Raw genomic sequence first — 21300 nt, 5'->3', positions numbered from 1 at the left:
TAACTCTTATGTCAAAAGCAGATCATATTTTTAATTTAGAAGAACAGGGTTTACTCATAGACATAAAAGATGAGTCAAAAGGCTGCACTACTAAATTAGAATCCTCAGGAAAAATCTCTCATAACGCAACTGAATCAATTGAATCAACGGCTGACAAGCAAATAATCGACAATGTAAAAAACTCAAAAATTTCAATAACGGAAAAAGAAATATTATTAGCTACGAAAAAATCAAGCATCATGCTTAATGATAGCAAAATTGTGCTAAAAATAGGCAATTCGACTATCGTGCTTGATGACTCGAGTATTTCTATAGAGTCAGGAACAATTAATGTAAAAAGCTCTGCAAACACAAATATTCAAGCTGCACAGAACATCGGCATAAAAGGCTTAAATAATAGTATAAAAGCTGATGTAAGCCTTAATGCAGAGGGTGTAAATGTTAATATCAAAGGAAGTGCTACAGCAAGTATAAAAGGTTCTGCAGCAACAATGGTTGGTTAATGTTTATGGATAGTATTGCTGATAAAGCGCTTAAGCGTTTATTTGAAAATATCAACTTCTACTATGACCAAGAAAGGTCTTTTAGAGTAGATAAGCTTGATAAATGTATCAGCGATATCATTAAACTTGAAAATAAAAAATATTATAAGAAATTTGATATATATAATATTAGGTATCTTATTGAAGATATAAAATATTCAGTAAATCTCAACTTATCTGATATGTCTAAGAGGCTTTATAATCAGATATTAAAAGTTATTGACAATATTTTAGACTGTACTGATACTGAACTTTTTGTAGGCTACTTGAAAGATTTAAGAAAGTTAGTTGATAACTATAAGTTAGTAATTGACAAAGATATAGCTGATAGAAAAAAAATCATAACAAGTAATAATGATGAATTGGATACTATTTTTTTAGATGTTACAAAAGATACTAATATAGAAGTTAATACTGATAAGCTTACACAGTTATATACTAAAACCCTAAAAAAACCTGACTCAGATAAACATATAATTGAGTACGAAACATATTTTAATACACTGAAAGCTTTTGTAAAACAGATACAAAGCACAGATAGCTTTCTTCCATTAAGGAAAAATCCCATTTTAAGCTTGATAAATCTTGCTTATATAATTAAAAATGGGATCTTCAAAGTAGATACTTACTTAGCTAGTGACATCATACTTTTAAAAGCTTATTATTCTGCAAATAGTGATATTACTAAACTAAACATTATTAACGAAAGAATAAATACAGATACTCTAATCACCTCTTTAACATCTCTACAAGAAACACAGCCTTCTGATGAGTTAAAAAAGATTATAGATTTTATCGACCTACAAATTTTTGGCATATCTCGATACTTTAATGATTTTAATTTAGAAAATATTTTCTTTCATAAGGCTCATACAACAAACACGCCTAAACTTGAGTCTTTTGAACAGCTCTTGATAACTTTAAAATGTATCCCAGATACAATATTTGATGATGAAACACTATATAAAAAAGTCCATAAAGAAAAAGAACTCTATGAAAACCTTTTTACAAATAATAATGACAAGCCTATAGAGAAAATTATAGAACAGTCACCTAATAACCTAATTACAAAAATATCTAATAAGTATTTTCAAGCTTTGCTAGAAATAGCTACTTCTATAAACATCGCCATATCCGATGAAAACCTCGAGGTAATTGGCCCTTTCATCGAGTTCGAAAAGAATTTTAATTTAATAACCTCACAAATATCCAAAAAACATGAGTTTAATCATGAAAGATTTTACAAAGATATAAAACATCTAAATAAGATATATCCTAGACTAAAGTCTAATTACTCATTATTAAAAGATATTGAGCAACAATTAATTAAAAATAAAAACGGTATAAGTAGACTTAACTGTTTTTTTAACAAAAAAAAGTTTTTAACATATAGAGAAATTAGAGTATCTAATCCTAGCAACAAGGGAATTAATATTGATAAATATTTAACAAAAATAAATAAAAATATTTCTAATGCTAATTATAAAAATGCTTCTGAGAAAGCTAAAGAACTTACTTTATTCCTTTTAAATCAAGCATGCTACAAGTGCCCTTCTCTTATAGGTATATATAATTTACCACCCTTTTCCAATGATTACTTCCTAACACTTAAAGAAATTACAGACGATCCAATTATTAATGATCTAAAAAGCAAGCAAGATGTTTATTGGAGGATATAATGCTAGATATAATAAATGACTCATTGAAACGACTAGAAACCGCACCTAACAATGATGATAATAATATAATTAATGCAATATCCAATCTGATATCTGAGCTTAATAATATTAAGACTTTGTTAAGCCCTACAAATCTCAACCTTTCAGGTAGTGCCTCTACATTAACTCCCTCTATGACTGCTCAAATTAAATGTTCATTCAGTCTCGCTCCAGGAGTCTATTTAAGTACAAGAGTAAAAACACTTGCAGGGAATCTACCAGCATCTAATATTACTGACTCTAAGCTAGGTGCTAATATACTACCTTTTGCAGGGTGTACAAACCCAGCCAACCCGACAATGAACCCTTTCGTTTTTCCTTGGGTATGTATACCGAACCTTACACCATTTATACCAACGAACCCAACCACACTATTAGAAGGTGCCCCAATAAATACTATGAATAACAAAGCAATATGTACATTTGCTGCTGGAGGTATGGTGAACTTCATAAGTAGTGGGCAGATTAATGCAAAAACATCTTAAAGGACTATTGGCATGAATGAATTAAAAGATAACCTAAGCACAAATGATGCAGCCATCCTAAAAAAAACTTTTGACAAATTAAGTAATGATATTAAAAGTGATTTTGATAGAAGAATCTCTGAGTATAGTAGTAGTCTTTTATTCAAGTATTATAGTAGTTTATATTATTTTCTTCCTAAATCATGTTTATTAGAAATAAAAGACAAAGGTCATAATGGCTACTATATTCGTCCTCAAGAGTATTTTTTTATTGAGGACAAAAGAACCAATAAATCCTTAACATATACAACAAGATCTGAAAGTCTTATCTTACCTGTAAAGAATGTAGCAACCATAAAAAAAAGTGACACTCTAATAAATATATCATTAGATTTTGAAAATAATTTTGAATATGATTATCTTACTATATGGCTTGATCCAAGACTATGTGAAGAAGATCCTTTTTTTGCTACATATATTTTCAATCAAATACTAGCAGATAGTGGTTCCGCAAAAATTAGATTTTTAGACTACTCATACTCAACCAAGGATATAATAGTAGAACCTGTTAACCTACAACTTAAACCAACTGAAAAACTGATTTTGAACATTCATAACCCTAGTCTGATGTATGGATTTAATATACGAATCAAAGATTTATTTAAATATAAATACAATAATCTACAAAAAATAGACTTCTACTTTAATCTAAAAATAGATAACTACAGCGAAGAAAGACTTTCTTCATTATTTAGAGTCAATTTGGTACCAATATTTAATAGCTTCGATGATTATTCAAGCGCCACATTTACCTCTATGAGTCTATCAAATAGTAAACTAAAACATCATCAAATAGATGATGCTCAAGCAATAGAGGTTTTATCAGTGTATGAAAACAATACTCCTTGTTCATTTGATGGCTTTGTCTTTTCTGGTCAAAATGAATACTATCTTAATAGAAACTCTCAATCACTAAACTACAATGTTGTCTTTCCTGAACTTGATAACAAAATATTAGAGACAAAAATACACACATACACAACATGGACACAAATAGCAGAGATATCTGATCTTATAGAGATTAACTCAAATGCAATAGCTTCTATAAATTCAAGTATTTCTCCAATCTTTATAAATAGAGGATTAAATAACTATAACAATAACTCTAGAGATATGTTTAATATGGTTGATATGATTATATCTAAGAATATGTATTCAAAAACAACATTTATAGCTATAGCAAAGCTTTTAAAGACTGATGATAATAATATATCATTATTATCAAGCTTATTAGATAAAGTGGAAATTGATTCTGTTACTAATGAACTAATGCTAACCACTAGCGATAGGTACAATGAGAAATATAAATATTTCTTAGATTTTTTTGTAGGTATTATATGTAAATTCATAAACCAAAACACCTTCAGTTTTATTAAAAAAATTGTTTTAAATAACTCTTGAGAAAGGATATAAAAATGGCAGATTTTGTAGAAGTAGAGATCATTCTAGAGATTATTAAAAGTACAAAGGAAATTGTTAAAGCAGATCACATTGATAATGAGCAAATTGCATACTATCGTAATAACATCAGAAAAAGTATATTTTTCCTTCAAGAAGAATTATTAGAAAAATATAGTGAAACTATATGTAAATACATAACATTTCCATTAATTGCATATGTTGATGAAAAACTAATGATTCTAAAAGAAGAAGCAGGAAGTAATATTTCTTGGGGACTGTTACAACTTGAATACTATGATAGAAAAGATGGTGGTGAATATGTTTTTGAAATAATTGATAATTTATTATCAGACAATATCTATCCTCAATTATGCTATCAAACAATATCTCTAATTCTTAATAATGACTTCTATGGCAAATATTATGAAAACATTTATAACCATAATTTTCTTGCTTACAAAAAAGAAGTTGATAAATATATAGATAAGTCAGCAATTGATTCAGTTAGCTTTATTGATACTTCTAATAGTACCCCTCCTCCAAAGAGATATCGTAAAATTGCAAAAATCTTATTAAGATTTGGAGTCCCTCTTGGATTATTCCTTATAAGTTTATTGATTTTTATGATTTGGTAATTTAGGGAGATTAGCATGAGTAGACTAATATCAGCACTGAAAAATATAGAGTTAGAAACTCAAGATAAGATAAATCTTATTAATAGCATGCGAACTCACTCAATATATGAAAATGCCGAATATGATACATTTATCCAGAAAATAGTCGATAATTCTAATGATACTAAAAGTATAGATGTATATAGCTTATTTCTTTGCTTAAATTCAGAAATATGCTTGAACTTAGATCAAATCGGCGCAACCCCCGAAATCATTGAAGATTACTTGTCTTTTATAGAAAAAAACTTTTCAACTATAAGTCCCTTAGATTCTAAACAGAAAAGTGAGCTTGCTGAAAAAGGTATTAACAAATTTTTAGCAGTAGTTGATATCAATTTTGCTGAAATTAAAAATCTAGAGCCTCAATCATCCACTACTATTGAAAACATAGTTAATTTAATTAATGAACTTACTGTATTTTTCGATGAAAATAATCTAAGTTATAATTCTGATCTAAAGGTACAACTAGATAAAACATTAAACAAAATAAAAAAATCAATAGCTACACAAGAGCAACAAAATCAAAGTGTAGAACAAGAACCTCATAAGGATGTAAAACAGTCCGTAACAAAAAGTGAAGAGTTGATATCAGTCACTAAAAAGAATTTACAAGGTTCAGATAAGTGGCAATCTCTTGTTGAAAAGATAGAAATTCTAAAAAGTCTAGTTGATGATGAGAGAATATTTGAAACATCCATAGTCTATGATGATATTCAGAATCTACTAGCAAATTTTGATCCTAAAGAATACTTCCCTGAGGTTTTTTTCCCTTTATATAAAAAGATTGCACCAATAATAGGTGATATACATAAAAATATAGATTATTACTCTTCGAGTATTCAATGGAGTGTAGCAAAAAAAATGTATGAAATCGATTATAGCCAGTTTTTGGATGACCTTGAGAAAATGCCTGAAAACAACTTTATCAACAGTACATCTTCTTCAATAGCTAAAGAACACTTCTATGAAACAAACTCTGAAGCAAAGAAAGAGTATCGTGAAAAAAATAAAGTATTAGAAGATAGTGATGCTCATAAGCCCAATATAAACATAAAGCCCAAAAATCAAGAAGTTAATAATACCCATCAAGATACTTTAAAGCAAAATAATACAAGCGATGATGTCGATAATATTAGTGGTGATGATTTAAATAAATTATTCGACTTTTAAAGTATAAATAGTTATGAATATAGATAAATTGAATAAAATATCTCATAAACTCTCTTTAAATCATCTTCTTAGGATTTTTTCTGTTTATAATATTCCTCCCCAGAAGATGAGATTTGAACCAGTCTTAATAGATAGTACATTATCAGCCACTATCCTAAGAATATCAAAGAAAAATGAGCGTATATATATAGATATAAATGTTTTTAAACTTAAGCCTTTTGCAGAACTAGAAACAAAATACCAAAAATATATTCGTAGCAATAATGATTTAGCAATTGAAGTATTAGAGTACGGTATTAGATCTCTATTATACAGATATATAATTAGAACTAAGGAATTATATAGACTGACTCAAGATAATGCTTATATTAAAGCAGCTCCCAGATTTACTATTGATAATACAATTAATGCTCTATATAAAGCTCTTAGTGAAGATTACTGCACTATTATTAACTATGAAAAGGAGTTAATTAAAATTAAAAGACCTCCTTCCTTAGTAGGTCAAAAAAATATAGGCAATATATATCTAGGTGGATACATTCCTTCTTTTATTTATTTGATTAAAGTAAACATAATAGTTATAAACAAAAATAATAACGATATAAAGAGAATAAAAAATAAAGTCAAAGTAATCAAAAAGAGTATCAAGAACAATTCGATAAGAATAAAACTAAACATAACGATAGAAAATAATAAACCAAATAATAAATATGCTGGTTACACATATTTATAGTTAAAGAGTTCTTAGGTAAAAGCTATGAAGAAATCAAAGTTTTCGCTGCCTTCAAAAGCGGTAAAAACAGCACTACTATCTGCGAGTATAAAATCCCACTCTGAACCTTTTTGAATTTCATATATTGCATCAATATTATCAACTCTTGTTGTAAAATTCATCATCGAGTTCTCAACTTCAACCAGCTTAATTCCAGAAAGAGACAGAGTAACAACATTTTTATTCCTACTAATGCTCGTGATTCGTAAGACTTTTTTATTTTCAAACTTCACATTAGCTGGAGCAGTCGCTTTCCTTTTTATAAAAATATAATACCTAGAGGCTACAAAGAACTCTTCTGGGAAGTTCTCACATATATATTTTCTTCCATGCAAATCAAATTTAATAAAGTTATTAATTTTTCTATACTCACAAAGACTAAGTAGCCTATCAGCAAGTGAATCAAGCTTTCTCAAAGGCTTATAAAAATCAAATTCAATACTATCAATTTCCTCAACTTTATCTAAGTTAAGTTGAATTAGACTATAAATATCATGCACCAAATCAAATATTTGTTTCGGAGAGCTATTCAATCTATTTGATTCTGCAAATTTAAGCTCTCTCTCTAACTTATTAATTAGAAATACCAATATAATAGCTGCATAAGATCTAGAGGTCGAGAAGACAAAACGGTTAAAAGACTTTAACTCAGAAACGAGCCTATTAAGCTTTACAAAAATATCCTGCATCGAGTAATGATTGAGAGTTAATACTGGAAAGTCGTAAATATCAGATACTAATCGACCTCTGTCTAACTTAAATAATGCAATTTGTGTACTATATTTAGAGCTATAATCATGTTCTAATGAAAGAGATAGTTGATTATAGATATACTTAGTACCATCTTTTTCAACCACCCTTTCTTTAATATCTAAAAATATTGGAATATCACCAACTAATTCATCTGTTGTTACTTGTAAGGATAAAGGGTAAGACCTATCATAAGAAACAAATATCTTTTCATCTAAATACAGCTCAAGATCTTTTATGAGAATAAGCCCAGTATGCAAACTTTCAACATCTAAATTAAAGCTAACAATCCCTTTATGAAGATTCATCGGCAAGTAGTTTGCAACTCTTGACCTCTCTAAAACAGATAAGTTTGACTGATCTAAAATATCTCTATCTAACCTTAATCCATCTTCCCAGTATACCCTTTCAAGAAACATTAAGACATCACTCCTATTTACCAAGCAGCTGCTATATATCCTATTTTAGCAACACCTTTATCTGTACTTGCAGCACCACATACAGGCAAGCTACCTTGTGAAGTTGTTAGACCTTCAATAGTTATTATATGATATCTCATGCCATCTTTAGAAACACCCATCAACTCTGTCGGTTCTATACTTATAGAAAACGCCTTAGCACTTATAGGATAGAGCTCCAAGCTAGATAGATCAATCATAATACCCCATGCTTCATCTGTCTTGTACTCTTGCTTTTTATTGGAATTACCTAGCTTGATTTTCATATCTGTAGCACTTGCTTGTAAAATACTAGAAACTTTCTCTTCAAGCTTAGTTCTAACACTTGACTTAATCAGGGCGCCAAGTGTAATACTGATTGTTGGGTTTATAGACCCCGGTGTTATTGACAAACGTATCACACTAGCTGCAGCTGTCGCAGAATCTGCTTTTGTAACATCATCGCCACCTTCAATAGCAACAATGTTCTTATCAAGATTCTCTCCAGCTATGGTCAAAGAGTCAATAAACAATCTACGGTTAGGATGAGAACCAATACATGCTGTAGGATCAGTTCTCACATAAATAGTTTCTCCACTTGTTACCTGCTGTCTTGTTATCATCTCACTCATAATCATTCTCCTTATTTTTAATTATTATTCGCACCAAATAATTCTGGTTCAAGTCTAGTATCAATAGTCATTGTAGTATCCATGCCTTCAAATTGAATATGTGGAATCACATTTATTTTGCATGAATACCAACCTGGTTTACCTGGTATGGTTTTAACTTCTATAGATACATTTCTAAAAGGATATCTTGCCATTTCTAAAGGCGTTGGCTGGTATACTGTAGTAACATACTCTGATATCCAATCTGAAAGAATATTTTGAATTTGTTCCGCTCCTACTACGCTTCCAATTTTATCTCTAATTACACATTTGATATAGTGAGATATTCTAGATATACACATAGTATATGAAAGATTAGCAATCAATCTTGAGTTGGCTGAATCAAAATCATCAACAAATTCCTCTACTTTTTTAGCCGAATTTACACTAAAAAAGCATGCATTACTCGTACCTTTTTCACTTACAAAAGGTATTAAGCCAATATTTGCCAATGATAGCTCCATATAGTCAGCAAATAACACGTTTAAAGGAGGTTTTGTTTCTAAAACTCCTTTATTATCGTAGACACAAGATACTAGGTTTCTTACATAGCCACCACTTTCGACCCCTCTTATATACTGGAACCATCTAGTTTTATCGTACGATCTCATCATATTTTTAACTAAGTGAATAGAAGAAGGTCCCCACAGATAACTATTATTATCTGAATAATCTACGAACTCATTAAAACCTTCCATGAGTTTGTATTGAACTGGATTATTTTCAGGATTATATGGCTGACGTAGCATAAAGTCTCCGACAGTCAGTCCTATATATGCAGCAACATCAAGGTTTCTAAAATCATTCCACTCTTTATATCTTGGATGCTCTAATAAAGCTTCAAAACTTTTAATATGCGTTATTTCTGAAAGATCTTTTACACCAAAAAATGATTTATCAATCGATGCTACAAAAGGTGCATGAGAGTTCTTTGCAACCATACCCATTCCAGTTAGCCAGATTATATCATTTGTAGTATTTTCAAAATTATATAGACCTAGTATTGCACCATATGGTTCTCCACCATATTGATCAAACTCTGCAACATATACTTTTTTGAAGAAATCACTACTAGATATATCATATAAATTTCTCTCAAAATCATACTGCAACTCTTCTTTCTTAACATCTATTACACTTACCTCTACATTATCATGATCGTCTTGGCAAACCTCTTGTACTTTCAACCACTCCTGTTCAAGAGTTCTAAACTCATCATTAGATATTATAGAGTTAACTTGTAAATCAATAAGCTTATCAATAACTGTAATAACTTTTTGGATATACTTTTGATTATAATTATTAATAGCATCGTTATTTGCTAACACTAGAGATAACGCCATAAGGTTTCTAGCATTGTAGTCTGTAGACAACGATAAAACTTTAGATGCATCATCTGAAACATCGAAGTCTATATTTTTAAGTACACTATCAACCTCTGCTGATCCACCAAAGTTGTTCAAAAGCTCATCTGTAAGACTTAATTTATTTTCTGACATCAAAAAATCTCCCTACTTATTTTCTATTTCTTCTTGCTTGCCTGTCTCAAGAGACTCAATAGTTTCTGCATCATCAGAATCTTTAATCGTATAGTTTGTCAAAGCAGGAATCTTATTTTTTAAAGCTTCTAACTCATTACTATCAGAAAAAATCATATCTATCGTTTTTTTAAGATTACGATTATTCTCTATATCCTTAGCAAAAGATGCTAATATTTCTTTCATTTCAAGCAAAGCTCTAATCTCAGGAACTTTTTTAGCGACCGCATCAGGTCTAAAATCTTTTACACTTTGGATTCTATAATTAACCTTCAAGTTGCTAGGATCTTTAGAGACAAAATTAGGAGCTTCAAAATCAAAAGATATATTCATATCCTCTAAAGCCCTATCAACTCCATTATCTATTCTTCTTACTTCTCTATCTGCAAATTCTTTTTTTGCATCTACAGACCTTCCTTTTGATAGATCTCCGACTACTAAAACTCTATAAGGCAATTCTTTTTTCTTCAAAACACCATCGACATTAGTTTCATAATTTATCATCAACCTTGAATTTGGAATCTTATTTTTTGCCATCTCATCTCCCTATTTATCCTTACAAAAGCTTTAATATGAAATCTAGCAAAGAGTGCAACTAAAACAAACACTTTATACAGCAATTATTTTTTTAAATTATTTAGCAAAATAGTTATTTAAATATTGGTGTAGCATTCCTTGATTTTTTAGATGACGATATGTTCTTATAAATTAAGGCCAGACTCTTCTGGAAGCATCTACCAATTAGAATTACAAGAAATGAGGGTTTATTTTATGCCAAAGTATGAACCAATGACATCAAACTTTAACGATGCAAATAGTGTTGATGATATTATCAATAAATACAACTTTGATGATTCTACAGAATACGCTTATGCCAAAACATCAAAAAAAGATTTTCTTAGAGCATACTTCCTCAATAGTAGAGCAAGACAAGCTTTTTTTGAAGAGGAAATCGTAATTAGACAAAAGCATTCTTTACAAGATGCAATGGAAAAAGGCTATGATGCTGTTAAAAAAGAAGTTTACGAAAAAAACTTGGGTAAGCTTGATGATTTAAGCATATTTAGTAACTGGCAGCTCAAAGCAAATGATAAACGTGTTCAGTCATGGAAAAGTATAACTCTTGATGAAAAATATCAGTTTTTTATCAAGCAGTCTAATGATCAAGAGCTTGGTGGAGGTAATGTAGCTTACATAAATACTGTAAATCCATTTATTCTAAAGTTTAAACTAAAAGCTGCTGGAAGTATCGGTAAGCTAATTGATGCTATAAAAAAACAGATAAATCCAAATACCGAAGATAAATTTCCAAGTGAAGTAGATGCTAACTTTGGCGTAGATTTTAATGCATCATTTGCTAAGTCAATTAATGGTTATGGTAATCTTTGCCTATGGACCTCGCTACCAATATATGATTTTCAGAATCATAGAACTGACGATGTCATGCCTATTTACCTCAATCTAAGTGGTTTTTGTTGCTCTTACGAACACACTATAGGATTTACATTAGGTGGTAACGCTTCATATAAGCCCACTAGAGCTCAAGTTGATTCTTTCGATGAAAATGGTAAGCAAATTTTTGACAAAGATGGAAAACCTGTCAAAGAAGACAGTAAAAAAATTGCAGATATTCTAGCATCTAACTGGTCTGCTACGGCAACATTAAACCTAATCGATCTCAAACATAAAATTAGTTGCTTAAGAGCGTCATATAGACTTATAACACCAAATGATAAAATGCTAATCCCAGATATTGTCTCTGAAAAAAATACTGCGGTCAAAGATATTGCTTTAGAAGATATCAACAGACTTTTCTTTGATAAGGACATATATCAAGGTTACGCAACGAAAAATCCTACAAACTCATTAGAAAAATTTGGTACTTTAGAAAGTGGAAAAATTATTAAAGGTAAAGTTGCGAAACCTAAACATAACATCATTACTGGCTCACGTCAGCAAGAGTCAGAATCGGATCCTAGATTTGTAGTTACTACTACTGAGTCTGGACATTATATTAAACTGGGAGAAATCAGTGCTAAAGCTGGTTATAAAGTAAACTCTCTAGAAATACATGATTCAGATGAGTTAAAAAAATATAGAGAAAAAATCAAAGAATACGATGAAATCATAAATCTTGAGTTTACTAATCGCGAAGGTACACTATCAGAGCAACTTAATCCTATTTATGATTCCATAGATACTCTAAAAACAGAAGTTGAAGCACGACTTTGTGTTTTTGATAGGAAATCTTATTCTAAAATACGTACAATAAATGTAGCGATACCATTTGATAGAAGCTTATTAGTACCTGATAAAAGCCTAACCAAAGGCACTCAAGATAAGTTGAGTTTACATGAAAAAAGTATTTCAGGGAAAGGGTTAAAGGATTATTACCATGTTAAAGGTATTAGAAATAATTCAACTAACTATAAGCCTGTTACAATAGCAAATAATAATGTTGATGACCTTGCTAAGCTAAACTTAGGAAGAGAAACTTTTTTAGATAGGTTATCTGGAAATGCTCAAGACATTGCTAATCCTAACCCAGGAGTTGATCCAGTTGCAGATCCTCAGAAAGTAGATAACTTTTTATCAGATACCTTCAACTTCCAAGATGCTACTGATTCAAGAGAAACTGATGCTATAGTTATTCAAAACACTATATTAAATTACACTCAAGATTTTGATATTGAAATCTCAATGGATTCTCAATCTAAAAATTCATGGTTTAACTCTAAAAAAGCCTCTCTCATAACTGCTTTAGCATCTACAGAAGATAGTACCAAGGGTGGTCAAGTATCTAAAGAATATGATTTAGATAAAAGAAAATCGAATGAAGAACTAAAAAAACAAATCATAGACTATATTAATGCTAATGAACCTTCTAAAAGCAAAGACTTTAGTCCAGCAAAGGCCTTAGAAGAATTCTTGTCCTCTGAGAATGGTTCTGGAATAAAATCAACAAATAACATTTCATATATTTCATTATGTCGACTTCTAGAGAAAAAACCTTTAGATAGTGAGTATGAAAACACTACTAGCTCAGCTATATATTTTGGCTCATCTTTTAACGTACCAGTCTATCAAAATCTTATGAACTATATAAATATTTTAGAAGAGCAGTACACTTATGACTATAACATTATAAATAATGTCACTAGAATAATTGAAAACGGTAATAACAAGAGTGATATTTATCTAGATATATATTTTGCTCTCATGGAAGAATGTCTTAAACATTCCAACTATGATTCTGTAGAAGGAATTGAGCAAAGACTAGAAGATGGCATTGAAAGAATTATTTCCATTACTCTAAACAATGCTCTTAGAGGAATAGTTGCCTTAAGAAAACAAAAATGGAAAAGTAATGGAGTTCATGTTTTCAGTAGTGCTGACCATGATTTTAAGTACTGGATGCAAAATAGATTACATGAATTAGACTACTTACTATGCCAGGAATTCTCAGCATATCTAGGAATGATAGCAGACTTCCACAACTCAACGACTCATTCTCAATATTCACAAATAAAAACTGCTTTTAGATTTATTAGACTTAGAAATATGTTCCTTGTTAAATTCTTAGAGCTTAAAAAACTATTCATAAAGAAAAGAAGGTTAAATGGTGTAGATATATCTGATGAACATCTAAAAATGTTTAACAGCATAATCACGTTCTTATGTTCTTTTGATTTTAAAAACTTAACTAAAGACTTTAATTTTAATGATGAATATGAGTCACAAATATTTGAACATTTTTTCAATGGCTGTGTAAATATCGAAGGCTTTATGGAAAGTCTTACAAAAATGCAGCAAGCCTGTGTTAATAGTAGTGTCCCATATTTGAATTTTCTTAAATACTTAAGTGATAAAACAAACAAGGATATGCTAAACGGTTTGATAGAAAATATCAGCAAACTTGGATTTACGACATCTTTAGTCATAGAATCATGTTGGAAAGCTAATGAACAAACCTTAGGTGACCTTAATATAGATATCAATAACAAAAATAAAGAAGATAAAGCAATACAACAAAGTGTAGGACGACTATATAAGCAAATATCAAACAAAGCTAATAATGATAAGAGATTTACCACTGATAATTTTGTTGGGTTTAGAATACTTAAACAAGAAGCATCGACAAATACAAATGTAGCTAAGTTCACTATTGGACTAAGAGCTGAAGTTTCTTCTGGAACTGTAGAACTAAGAGCCGGAGACACAAAGCTAGTAAATGTAAATGTTTACAAGATATTACAAAAGTACGGTGTCGATAATGTTTGTGGAATACCTGTCAAAGCTTTTAAAGAAATTGTTGAGTGCCTAACAGAAGCTACACTTGATCTTGAGGTTGGTATGACGAATAATGAGGAGAGATCAAGCCAAGCTCTGGTAACTATAATAGCTCAAAATCAAGAACTAAAAAAATATGTACGCCCTACTATTGTCCTATAACACCAATATCCATCTACTATTTTTATATACTCCTACTAGAAAAAGTTAACCTGTCCCAGTATCACTCTATTTTTTGCCCCTGTTGCCGATGGAACATTATTATAGCTATTGTTAAGAGTTTCATTTCCTAACACAGCAAAAGCTATAGCTTCTTTTGCATCACTACTATGCCCAATTTCTTCAAACGTGATGACTTCGACATCTATCAGTTTTTTAATAGTTTCTATCAGAAATATATTATACGCCCCTCCCCCAGTGAAAATTATTTCATCCAGCTCAACTTTATCAAGTACAAAATCATTATATGCTTTGACTATACTCTCCGCTGTAAATATAGTTAGCGTATGAACTATATCTTTAGGATTGCTTTGCTTATATTTATCAAGAATATAATCTGTATACCCAATACCAAAAAGCTCTCTACCCGTTGACTTTGGTGGCTTCAGAGCTAAATATGGATTTTGCAAAAGCTCTTGCAACATATCTACAATAACAGTACCAGAAGCTGCTATTTCGCCATCTTTATCATAATCTCGATTAAACAAAACTTCCATTGCCCTATTTATCATCATATTACCTGGACCAGTGTCAAATGCATATATATCATTAATATTTGCATTTCTAGGAATAATTGTAGTATTAGCTATTCCACCAATATTATGTAGAGCACGTGATTTATTTTTATCACTATAAAGAATATAGTCCACATAAGGTACCAAAGGGGCTCCATCTCCTCCAGCTGCAATATCTCCGGCTCTAAAATTTGACACAACTGTTGTTCGACATTCATAAGCTATCGTCGCAGCATCTCCTAACTGTAATGATGATTTAATAAATCCATCTTCATTTTTTGCTTGGTGATATATAGTCTGCCCATGACTAGCTATGAACTCGATATCTTCTAATTTTAGGTTATTTACAGCTACTAATTTCTTTACAGCATTAGCATATTCAATTCCAAGCTTAAAATTAAGACTACATAATAGCTGAGCATTACTTCTTGTTAAATCTAAAGACTGCTTAATATCGTTTAATAAATCTTCTGAATATAAATATGTTTCAAAACTAACTAACTTAAGATCTGTGTCTAATCCATATCCTCGAACCTTACATAAAGCCACATCAATTCCATCTAACGAAGTTCCAGACATAATTCCAATACAGTATTTATACTCATCCATCTCTGCTATCCCAATAGTAAAATCTTAATTTTATTATAACCCACTAGCTAAGTCACAAATACTGATTATTTCAATTTTTAAAGTCCCATTACTTTTCAGAATTACTCTTTCTTAGACTTGTTTACATATATAACTTTGTTTATCCTAAAGTTAGAAACAATTTTTTGTTAATCATATGAAATACTTTCAGCTCAAGCTTTCGCTATTTCTCATTTTCTTTATTAGCGCTATTTTACTTAATAGCGTTGGTATTGTGATTCTACAATCGGTCACTCATTATCAGGTCACAGAAGTTCAAGCAAGTATTCTTGAGGCATGCAAAGATCTTACTATAGCAATAGTTTCATTTGCTATTTGTTCATTTATTCCAAGATTTGGTTATAAGAATGCCATGCTTTTAGGACTAGCAATTATTGCTACAGGATGTATTACCATGGCAAGCCTAGATAGTTTCTTTACAGCTAAACTACTATTTGTTTTAATAGGCGTAGCTTTTGCTCTTATTAAAGTATCTGTATATTCAACTGTTGGATTAATTACCAATGACTCAAAAGCACATGCTAGCTTAATGAGTCTATTAGAGGGTGTCTTTCAGGTTGGGGTTGTTTTATGCTTTTTTGTATTTAGCATATTTATTCACTTTGGTAACTGGCTTGGCACATACTGGTTATTAGCTGGCTTATGCTTAGTTGCATTTTTGCTACTTTTATTTACCAAACTTGATGAATCAGCAGTACAAACATCTAAAAATTCTAATTTTCTAGCAGATACTTTAAGTATGCTAAAACTCATAAAACTACCGATTGTGATGTTATTTATAATTAGTGTATTTTTTTATGTATTTATCGAACAAGGTGTACAATCTTGGCTTCCAACATTTAACACTAGAGTACTTCACCTTTCTACATCAACCAGTGTCTTTATGGCAAGTATTTTTGCTTTAAGCATAGCTGCTGGTAGAATCACTTTTGGCTTCATAATGAAAAAGATTGACTGGAAAGTAATTATTATCATAGGTCTTATATGCTGTGGAATATTAATAGTATCAACCTTACAACTATCTAAACTAATAGATACTAATCAAACAGATTCTTATTTATCTATAGTTATAGCACTACTGTTTCCTATGATTGGTTTTTTCATGGCTCCAATATATCCAACATTATGCTCAAGTATTCTTAGTAGCCAACCTGAAAACTTACAAAGTGCTATGGCTGGTTTAATAATCATATTTTCCGCTCTAGGTGGTACTATTGGTTCTAGAATAATTAGTGAAATATTTGCACACTTTGGTGGTGTAACAGCATTTTACTGTGTACTTATACCTATAGCACTTTTAGTACTATTAATACCTCCTTATGCTAAACTTCATAGGAATAAATAATGTATGTCTAATAATCAAGAACAACTAATACAACTATCAGGTGAACTTTTTGAAGCAGTTCAATTAAAACCATGTTTTAATGACTCAAAATACTTTGTCGATATGACTCCTAAAAGATCTTCTAAAGATATCTTAAAAGATTACAGAAAACTTAGAGACTCTGATAATTTTGATCTTAAGGCTTTTGTTGAGGATAACTTTTACCCTCCAGTATCGGAAAAAACTTTTGATAATAGTAAAGAATTATCTCTATCATCCTATATCAAACAAATGTGGCATTTTTTACATCAATCATCAGATGAAAAAAACTCACTAAGTTCTCTTATAGCACTTCCAAAACCTTATATAATCCCTGGTGGAAGATTTAGAGAGGTTTATTATTGGGACTGCTACTTTACTTGTGAAGGTTTACGAGTTGATGGCGAAATACAGATGATTAAAGATATTGCAGATAACTTTGCATATTTAATAGATACTGTTGGCTTTGTACCAAATGCAAATAGAAAATACTATCTAACTCGTTCGCAACCACCTCTATTTTACTTAATCGTAAATATCTTATATCAAGAACTAGGTATTTCCGCTATTGAAAAATATTTACCAACTTTAGAAAAAGAATATTCATTTTGGATGAATACTCAAAGAAATGTAAACGGTTTAAATAGATATTGGGATGAGTCTAGCACCCCTAGACCAGAATCATATCGCGAAGATATTGAGCATGCGCAAAATATAGCAAACAAACCAGACTTCTATCGTAACATCCGTGCAGCTTGTGAATCTGGGTGGGATTTTTCTAGTCGTTGGTTTGCTAATACAAATGACTTTAGTACTATTCAAACAATAGATATTCTACCTATTGATTTAAATAGCTATCTATATGGATTAGAGGATCTACTAGGTAAATGGTTCACTGAAATCTCAGACCAAGAAAAAGCGACTAAATATTTAGGGTTAGCTGAAAAAAGAAAAAAACTTATTCAAAATACTTTTTGGGATCATAAAAAAGATTTTTTTTATGATCTAAATACTAAGACAAATAAGATTACTAGCATTACAAGCTTAGCAGGAGTAACACCACTATTCTTAAATATAGCTACTCAAGAACAAGCTCAAAAGGTTGCTAAGGTTATAGAAAATCAATTTTTAACAGCACATGGACTTATTACAACCACTTTAAATACTTCTCAACAATGGGATTCTCCAAATGGCTGGGCACCATTACATTTTGAAGCTGTTATAGGTTTAAGAAATTATGGTTTTGACAAGCTTGCAGAAACCATTGCTAAAAGATTTGTAAATACAGTTAATCAGAAATTTAAAAACACTGGAAAGATCCGTGAAAAATATGATGTAGTTGATCCCAAAGCAAATGCTGGTGGTGGAGAATATATAGTACAAGATGGCTTCGGTTGGACAAATGGCGTTGTCACAAACTTTATCAAAATGTATAAATTATAAATATACAGAATCTTAACATTCTTAAACTATTAAGAATATCAAGCTAAATTAATGTAACTAACTAAAAAAATTCTGGCTGAAAATATAGAAAAAAATTAGAAAGAAATATTATTTCACGATTGGATCAAGTTCACCACTTTCATAACGTTGGAACATTGTTTCAAGTGAAATTGGCTTAATTTTACTAGCCATACCAGCACTACCAAATGCTTCATATCTAGCCTGACAAATTTCAGACATTGCTGCTTTTGCTACTGCATTATATTTACGCGGATCGAATTCAGCAGGATTTTCTGCCATAAATCTTCTAATCGCTCCAGTAGCAGCCATACGTAAATCAGTATCAATATTTACCTTACGCACACCATACTTAATTGCTTCAACGATTTCCTCTACTGGCACGCCATAAGTCTCACCCATAGCACCACCATAAGTATTGATTACTTCTAACCAATCTTGAGGTACTGAAGATGAGCCATGCATTACTAAGTGAGTATCAGGAATTCTTGCATGAATTTCTTTTACTCTCTTGATAGATAGTACATCACCTGTAGGTGGCTTAGTGAACTTATAAGCACCGTGAGAAGTACCTATAGCAATTGCTAAAGCATCAACTTTTGTTTTCTTAACGAAATCAGCAGCTTCTTCTGGATCTGTAAGCATTTGATCCATAGACAAAGTACCCTCAGCACCAACACCATCTTCTTCTCCTGCTTGTCCAGTTTCTAATGAACCAAGACATCCAAGCTCACCTTCAACTGATACACCACAAGCGTGAGCCATATCAGAAACAGTTTTTGTAACATTAACATTATACTCATAATCAGAAGGAGTTTTACCATCTGATTTTAATGAGCCATCCATCATTACAGATGAAAAACCTAATTGAATAGATCTTTGGCAAACAGATGGAGATGTACCATGATCTTGGTGCATACAAACTGGAATATGAGGATACTCTTCAATCGCTGCAAGAACTAAGTGTCTTATAAATGGAGCTCCTGCATACTTTCTTGCACCCGCAGAACCTTGTAGAATAACTGGTGAGTTAACTCTATCAGCAGCTTCCATAACAGCTCTTACTTGCTCAAGATTATTTACATTAAATGCTGGCAACCCATATCCATGCTCTGCAGCATGATCCAATAGTTGACGCAATGAAACTAAAGCCATGTTTATCTCCTTATCTTACTTGACCTGCAATTATTACTTTAATTTTATTTGTGCTTCCATGTACACCCATACTATCACCACTTGTTAAAACAAGAATGTCACCATCCTTGGCCAAGCCTCTGCTTTCCAACTCCATAGAAGCAGATCTATTGACATACAGCTTAGACATTCTAGTAGAGTCAAAATACAAAGGAACAACTCCTCTAAACAATGTCATTGCTCCTAATGTTGTAGCATTACGTGATAGTGCATAAATAGGTAAATCAGAATTTATACGTGACATCCAGCGTGAAGTATTCCCACCCTCTGTCAATACAATTAAACCTTTTGCTCCAATGTCATTGGCTATTTTAACAGCAGCGACTGATACAGCATGATCCACTCTATCACAATCAGCAATTTTTTGCTTTTTAGTAATATGCGTATACTTACTTCTTTCTGCAGACTCACAAATTCTTGACATTGCAGAAATAGTTTCAACAGGATACTTACCAACAGCTGTTTCAGCTGATAACATCACTGCATCAGTACCATCAAATACAGCATTTGCTACATCAGATGCTTCAGCACGAGTAGGAGATGAATTCTCAATCATTGACTCCATCATTTGAGTAGCTGTGATAGAACCCTTCTCATTTCTTCTGGCTGTACTAATAATTAATTTCTGTACAGTAGGGACATTTTCATCGCCGATTTCAACAGCTAAATCACCACGAGCCACCATCACAAGATCAGAAGCGTCAACAATGCCTTTGAGGTTATCTTCTAATACGGCTTCTGCTCGCTCGATTTTAGCAACCATTGCAGGCTTCCAACCAGCCTCATTAACAAGCTGGCGAGCATATTCCATATCTTTGCCATCTCTAACAAATGAAACAGCTAGAAAATCCACCTGAAGCATAGCTGCTACTTTGATATCTTGCTTATCTTTATCTGTTAAAGCTGGTGCAGTAAGTCCACCGCCTTTTTTGTTGATCCCTTTGTTATTAGAAACTTTACCGCCGATAACAACTTTTGTTACAGCTTTGTTACCTTTAACAGAATCAACTTCTAGAACAATTTTACCATCATCCACCAATAGTATATCGCCCTTCTTAACATCTTGAATAAGCTCTTTATAGTCAATACCAACTGTATTTTCATCACCATCTTCGATACCAAGATCTGCATCAAGTGTGAATTTTTGACCTTTCTTGATTATCACAGAACCATTCTTGAACTTCGATAGTCTTATTTTTGGACCTTGTAAGTCCGCTAAAATACCGACATAAGTATCTTGTTCTTTTGCAATTTGACGTATCAGATCAACTCTTTTACGATGATCTTCAGCAGATCCATGCGAAAAATTACATCTTACCGCATTAACACCTGCTTTAATCATCTCTGTCAACGCTTCTCTAGATTCACTAGCAGGACCAAGAGTAGCTAAAATTTTCGTTCTTCTCATATAAA

At 31.3% G+C, this 21300-nt stretch carries 17 protein-coding genes; 10 read left to right on the top strand and 7 right to left on the bottom strand.

The window, feature by feature from the left end:
• The first annotated feature begins 8 nt into the window (after nt 1–8).
• Genes tssI through iglJ form a run of 7 tightly spaced genes read left to right on the top strand, consistent with a single transcriptional unit; the run spans nt 9 to nt 6762 of the window.
• A complete protein-coding gene (tssI, locus tag F3D59_RS08890; RefSeq protein WP_150464595.1) occupies nt 9–503 on the top strand; it encodes a type VI secretion system tip protein TssI/VgrG in 495 nt (164 codons plus the stop codon).
• Between the two features lie 5 nt (nt 504–508).
• A complete protein-coding gene (locus F3D59_RS08885; RefSeq protein WP_150464594.1) occupies nt 509–2221 on the top strand; it encodes a hypothetical protein in 1713 nt (570 codons plus the stop codon).
• Nucleotides 2221–2745, top strand: coding sequence for a type VI secretion system PAAR-like protein IglG (iglG, locus tag F3D59_RS08880; protein WP_150464593.1), 525 nt, complete (start codon nt 2221–2223; stop codon nt 2743–2745). The genes F3D59_RS08885 and iglG overlap by 1 nt, the downstream gene beginning before the upstream one ends.
• A 12-nt stretch (nt 2746–2757) precedes the next feature.
• Nucleotides 2758–4185 carry a type VI secretion system baseplate subunit TssF/IglH gene (gene iglH, locus F3D59_RS08875; protein WP_150464592.1) on the top strand — a complete coding sequence of 476 codons (1428 nt, stop codon included), beginning with the start codon at nt 2758–2760 and terminating at the stop codon, nt 4183–4185.
• 14 nt (nt 4186–4199) lie between these two features.
• Entirely contained in the window at nt 4200–4820 is a 621-nt protein-coding gene (locus F3D59_RS08870; RefSeq protein ID WP_013922771.1) for a DotU family type IV/VI secretion system protein, read from the top strand.
• Nucleotides 4821–4835: 15 nt separating this feature from the next.
• Nucleotides 4836–6029: a type VI secretion system protein IglI family protein gene (locus F3D59_RS08865; protein WP_150464591.1), complete on the top strand. Its 1194-nt coding sequence runs from the start codon at nt 4836–4838 to the stop codon at nt 6027–6029.
• A gap of 13 nt (nt 6030–6042) precedes the next feature.
• On the top strand, nt 6043–6762 hold the full coding sequence (iglJ, locus tag F3D59_RS08860) for a type VI secretion system baseplate protein IglJ (RefSeq protein WP_149368548.1): 720 nt from the start codon (nt 6043–6045) through the stop codon (nt 6760–6762).
• Nucleotides 6763–6773: 11 nt separating this feature from the next.
• On the opposite strand, the gene tssK is transcribed toward iglJ, so the two are convergent.
• From tssK to tssB, 4 genes are read right to left on the bottom strand one after another with little or no spacing between them, the layout of a single operon-like run.
• Nucleotides 6774–7970: a type VI secretion system baseplate subunit TssK gene (gene tssK / locus F3D59_RS08855; protein WP_150464590.1), complete on the bottom strand. Its 1197-nt coding sequence runs from the start codon at nt 7968–7970 to the stop codon at nt 6774–6776.
• 17 nt (nt 7971–7987) lie between these two features.
• Nucleotides 7988–8620, bottom strand: a complete 633-nt coding sequence (gene iglC / locus F3D59_RS08850) for a type VI secretion system tube protein IglC (protein WP_191092463.1) — start codon at nt 8618–8620, stop codon at nt 7988–7990.
• A 17-nt stretch (nt 8621–8637) separates the two neighbouring features.
• Complete coding sequence (gene tssC, locus F3D59_RS08845) at nt 8638–10158, bottom strand: type VI secretion system contractile sheath large subunit (RefSeq protein ID WP_149377181.1); 1521 nt, start codon at nt 10156–10158, stop codon at nt 8638–8640.
• Between the two features lie 12 nt (nt 10159–10170).
• The gene (gene tssB / locus F3D59_RS08840) at nt 10171–10734 is read right to left on the bottom strand and encodes a type VI secretion system contractile sheath small subunit (RefSeq protein WP_150464588.1); all 564 of its coding nucleotides are present in this window, start codon (nt 10732–10734) and stop codon (nt 10171–10173) included.
• A gap of 234 nt (nt 10735–10968) precedes the next feature.
• Here tssB and F3D59_RS08835 point away from each other — a divergent pair, with 234 nt between their 5' ends.
• Nucleotides 10969–14649: a hypothetical protein gene (locus tag F3D59_RS08835; RefSeq protein WP_150464587.1), complete on the top strand. Its 3681-nt coding sequence runs from the start codon at nt 10969–10971 to the stop codon at nt 14647–14649.
• A 35-nt stretch (nt 14650–14684) separates the two neighbouring features.
• Here the strand turns inward: F3D59_RS08835 and anmK are convergent, their stop codons facing one another.
• Complete coding sequence (gene anmK / locus F3D59_RS08830) at nt 14685–15830, bottom strand: anhydro-N-acetylmuramic acid kinase AnmK (protein WP_150464586.1); 1146 nt, start codon at nt 15828–15830, stop codon at nt 14685–14687.
• A gap of 175 nt (nt 15831–16005) precedes the next feature.
• Here anmK and F3D59_RS08825 point away from each other — a divergent pair, with 175 nt between their 5' ends.
• Together F3D59_RS08825 and F3D59_RS08820 are read left to right on the top strand one after the other, a co-directional pair.
• Nucleotides 16006–17214: an MFS transporter gene (locus tag F3D59_RS08825; RefSeq protein WP_150464585.1), complete on the top strand. Its 1209-nt coding sequence runs from the start codon at nt 16006–16008 to the stop codon at nt 17212–17214.
• 3 nt (nt 17215–17217) lie between these two features.
• Nucleotides 17218–18675, top strand: a complete 1458-nt coding sequence (locus F3D59_RS08820) for a trehalase family glycosidase (protein WP_150464584.1) — start codon at nt 17218–17220, stop codon at nt 18673–18675.
• Nucleotides 18676–18783: 108 nt separating this feature from the next.
• On the opposite strand, the gene fba is transcribed toward F3D59_RS08820, so the two are convergent.
• Both fba and pyk read right to left on the bottom strand, forming a co-directional pair.
• Entirely contained in the window at nt 18784–19848 is a 1065-nt protein-coding gene (gene fba / locus F3D59_RS08815) for a class II fructose-bisphosphate aldolase (RefSeq protein WP_013922760.1), read from the bottom strand.
• A 10-nt stretch (nt 19849–19858) separates the two neighbouring features.
• A complete protein-coding gene (gene pyk / locus F3D59_RS08810; protein WP_013922759.1) occupies nt 19859–21295 on the bottom strand; it encodes a pyruvate kinase in 1437 nt (478 codons plus the stop codon).
• Nucleotides 21296–21300: the final 5 nt, after the last annotated feature.

It is taken from the genome of Francisella sp. XLW-1, assembly GCF_008711455.1.
Taxonomy (GTDB): Bacteria; Pseudomonadota; Gammaproteobacteria; order Francisellales; family Francisellaceae; genus Francisella; species Francisella salimarina.
The sequence above is the reverse complement of the archived record's forward strand: the minus strand, read 5'-3'. Positions and strand labels throughout refer to the sequence as shown.

Bases quoted from the DNA above. Each gene is read 5' to 3' on its own strand.
- pyk (WP_013922759.1), bottom strand. From the start codon at position 21,295: ATGAGAAGAACGAAAATTTTAGCTACTCTTGGTCCTGCTAGTGAATCT.
- tssK (WP_150464590.1), bottom strand. From the start codon at position 7,970: ATGTTTCTTGAAAGGGTATACTGGGAAGATGGATTAAGGTTAGATAGA.
- tssC (WP_149377181.1), bottom strand. From the start codon at position 10,158: ATGTCAGAAAATAAATTAAGTCTTACAGATGAGCTTTTGAACAACTTT.
- F3D59_RS08885 (WP_150464594.1), top strand. From the start codon at position 509: ATGGATAGTATTGCTGATAAAGCGCTTAAGCGTTTATTTGAAAATATC.
- fba (WP_013922760.1), bottom strand. From the start codon at position 19,848: ATGGCTTTAGTTTCATTGCGTCAACTATTGGATCATGCTGCAGAGCAT.
- F3D59_RS08865 (WP_150464591.1), top strand. From the start codon at position 4,836: ATGAGTAGACTAATATCAGCACTGAAAAATATAGAGTTAGAAACTCAA.
- F3D59_RS08835 (WP_150464587.1), top strand. From the start codon at position 10,969: ATGCCAAAGTATGAACCAATGACATCAAACTTTAACGATGCAAATAGT.
- F3D59_RS08820 (WP_150464584.1), top strand. From the start codon at position 17,218: ATGTCTAATAATCAAGAACAACTAATACAACTATCAGGTGAACTTTTT.
- tssI (WP_150464595.1), top strand. From the start codon at position 9: ATGTCAAAAGCAGATCATATTTTTAATTTAGAAGAACAGGGTTTACTC.
- F3D59_RS08825 (WP_150464585.1), top strand. From the start codon at position 16,006: ATGAAATACTTTCAGCTCAAGCTTTCGCTATTTCTCATTTTCTTTATT.
- tssB (WP_150464588.1), bottom strand. From the start codon at position 10,734: ATGGCAAAAAATAAGATTCCAAATTCAAGGTTGATGATAAATTATGAA.
- anmK (WP_150464586.1), bottom strand. From the start codon at position 15,830: ATGGATGAGTATAAATACTGTATTGGAATTATGTCTGGAACTTCGTTA.
- F3D59_RS08870 (WP_013922771.1), top strand. From the start codon at position 4,200: ATGGCAGATTTTGTAGAAGTAGAGATCATTCTAGAGATTATTAAAAGT.
- iglJ (WP_149368548.1), top strand. From the start codon at position 6,043: ATGAATATAGATAAATTGAATAAAATATCTCATAAACTCTCTTTAAAT.
- iglG (WP_150464593.1), top strand. From the start codon at position 2,221: ATGCTAGATATAATAAATGACTCATTGAAACGACTAGAAACCGCACCT.
- iglH (WP_150464592.1), top strand. From the start codon at position 2,758: ATGAATGAATTAAAAGATAACCTAAGCACAAATGATGCAGCCATCCTA.
- iglC (WP_191092463.1), bottom strand. From the start codon at position 8,620: ATGAGTGAGATGATAACAAGACAGCAGGTAACAAGTGGAGAAACTATT.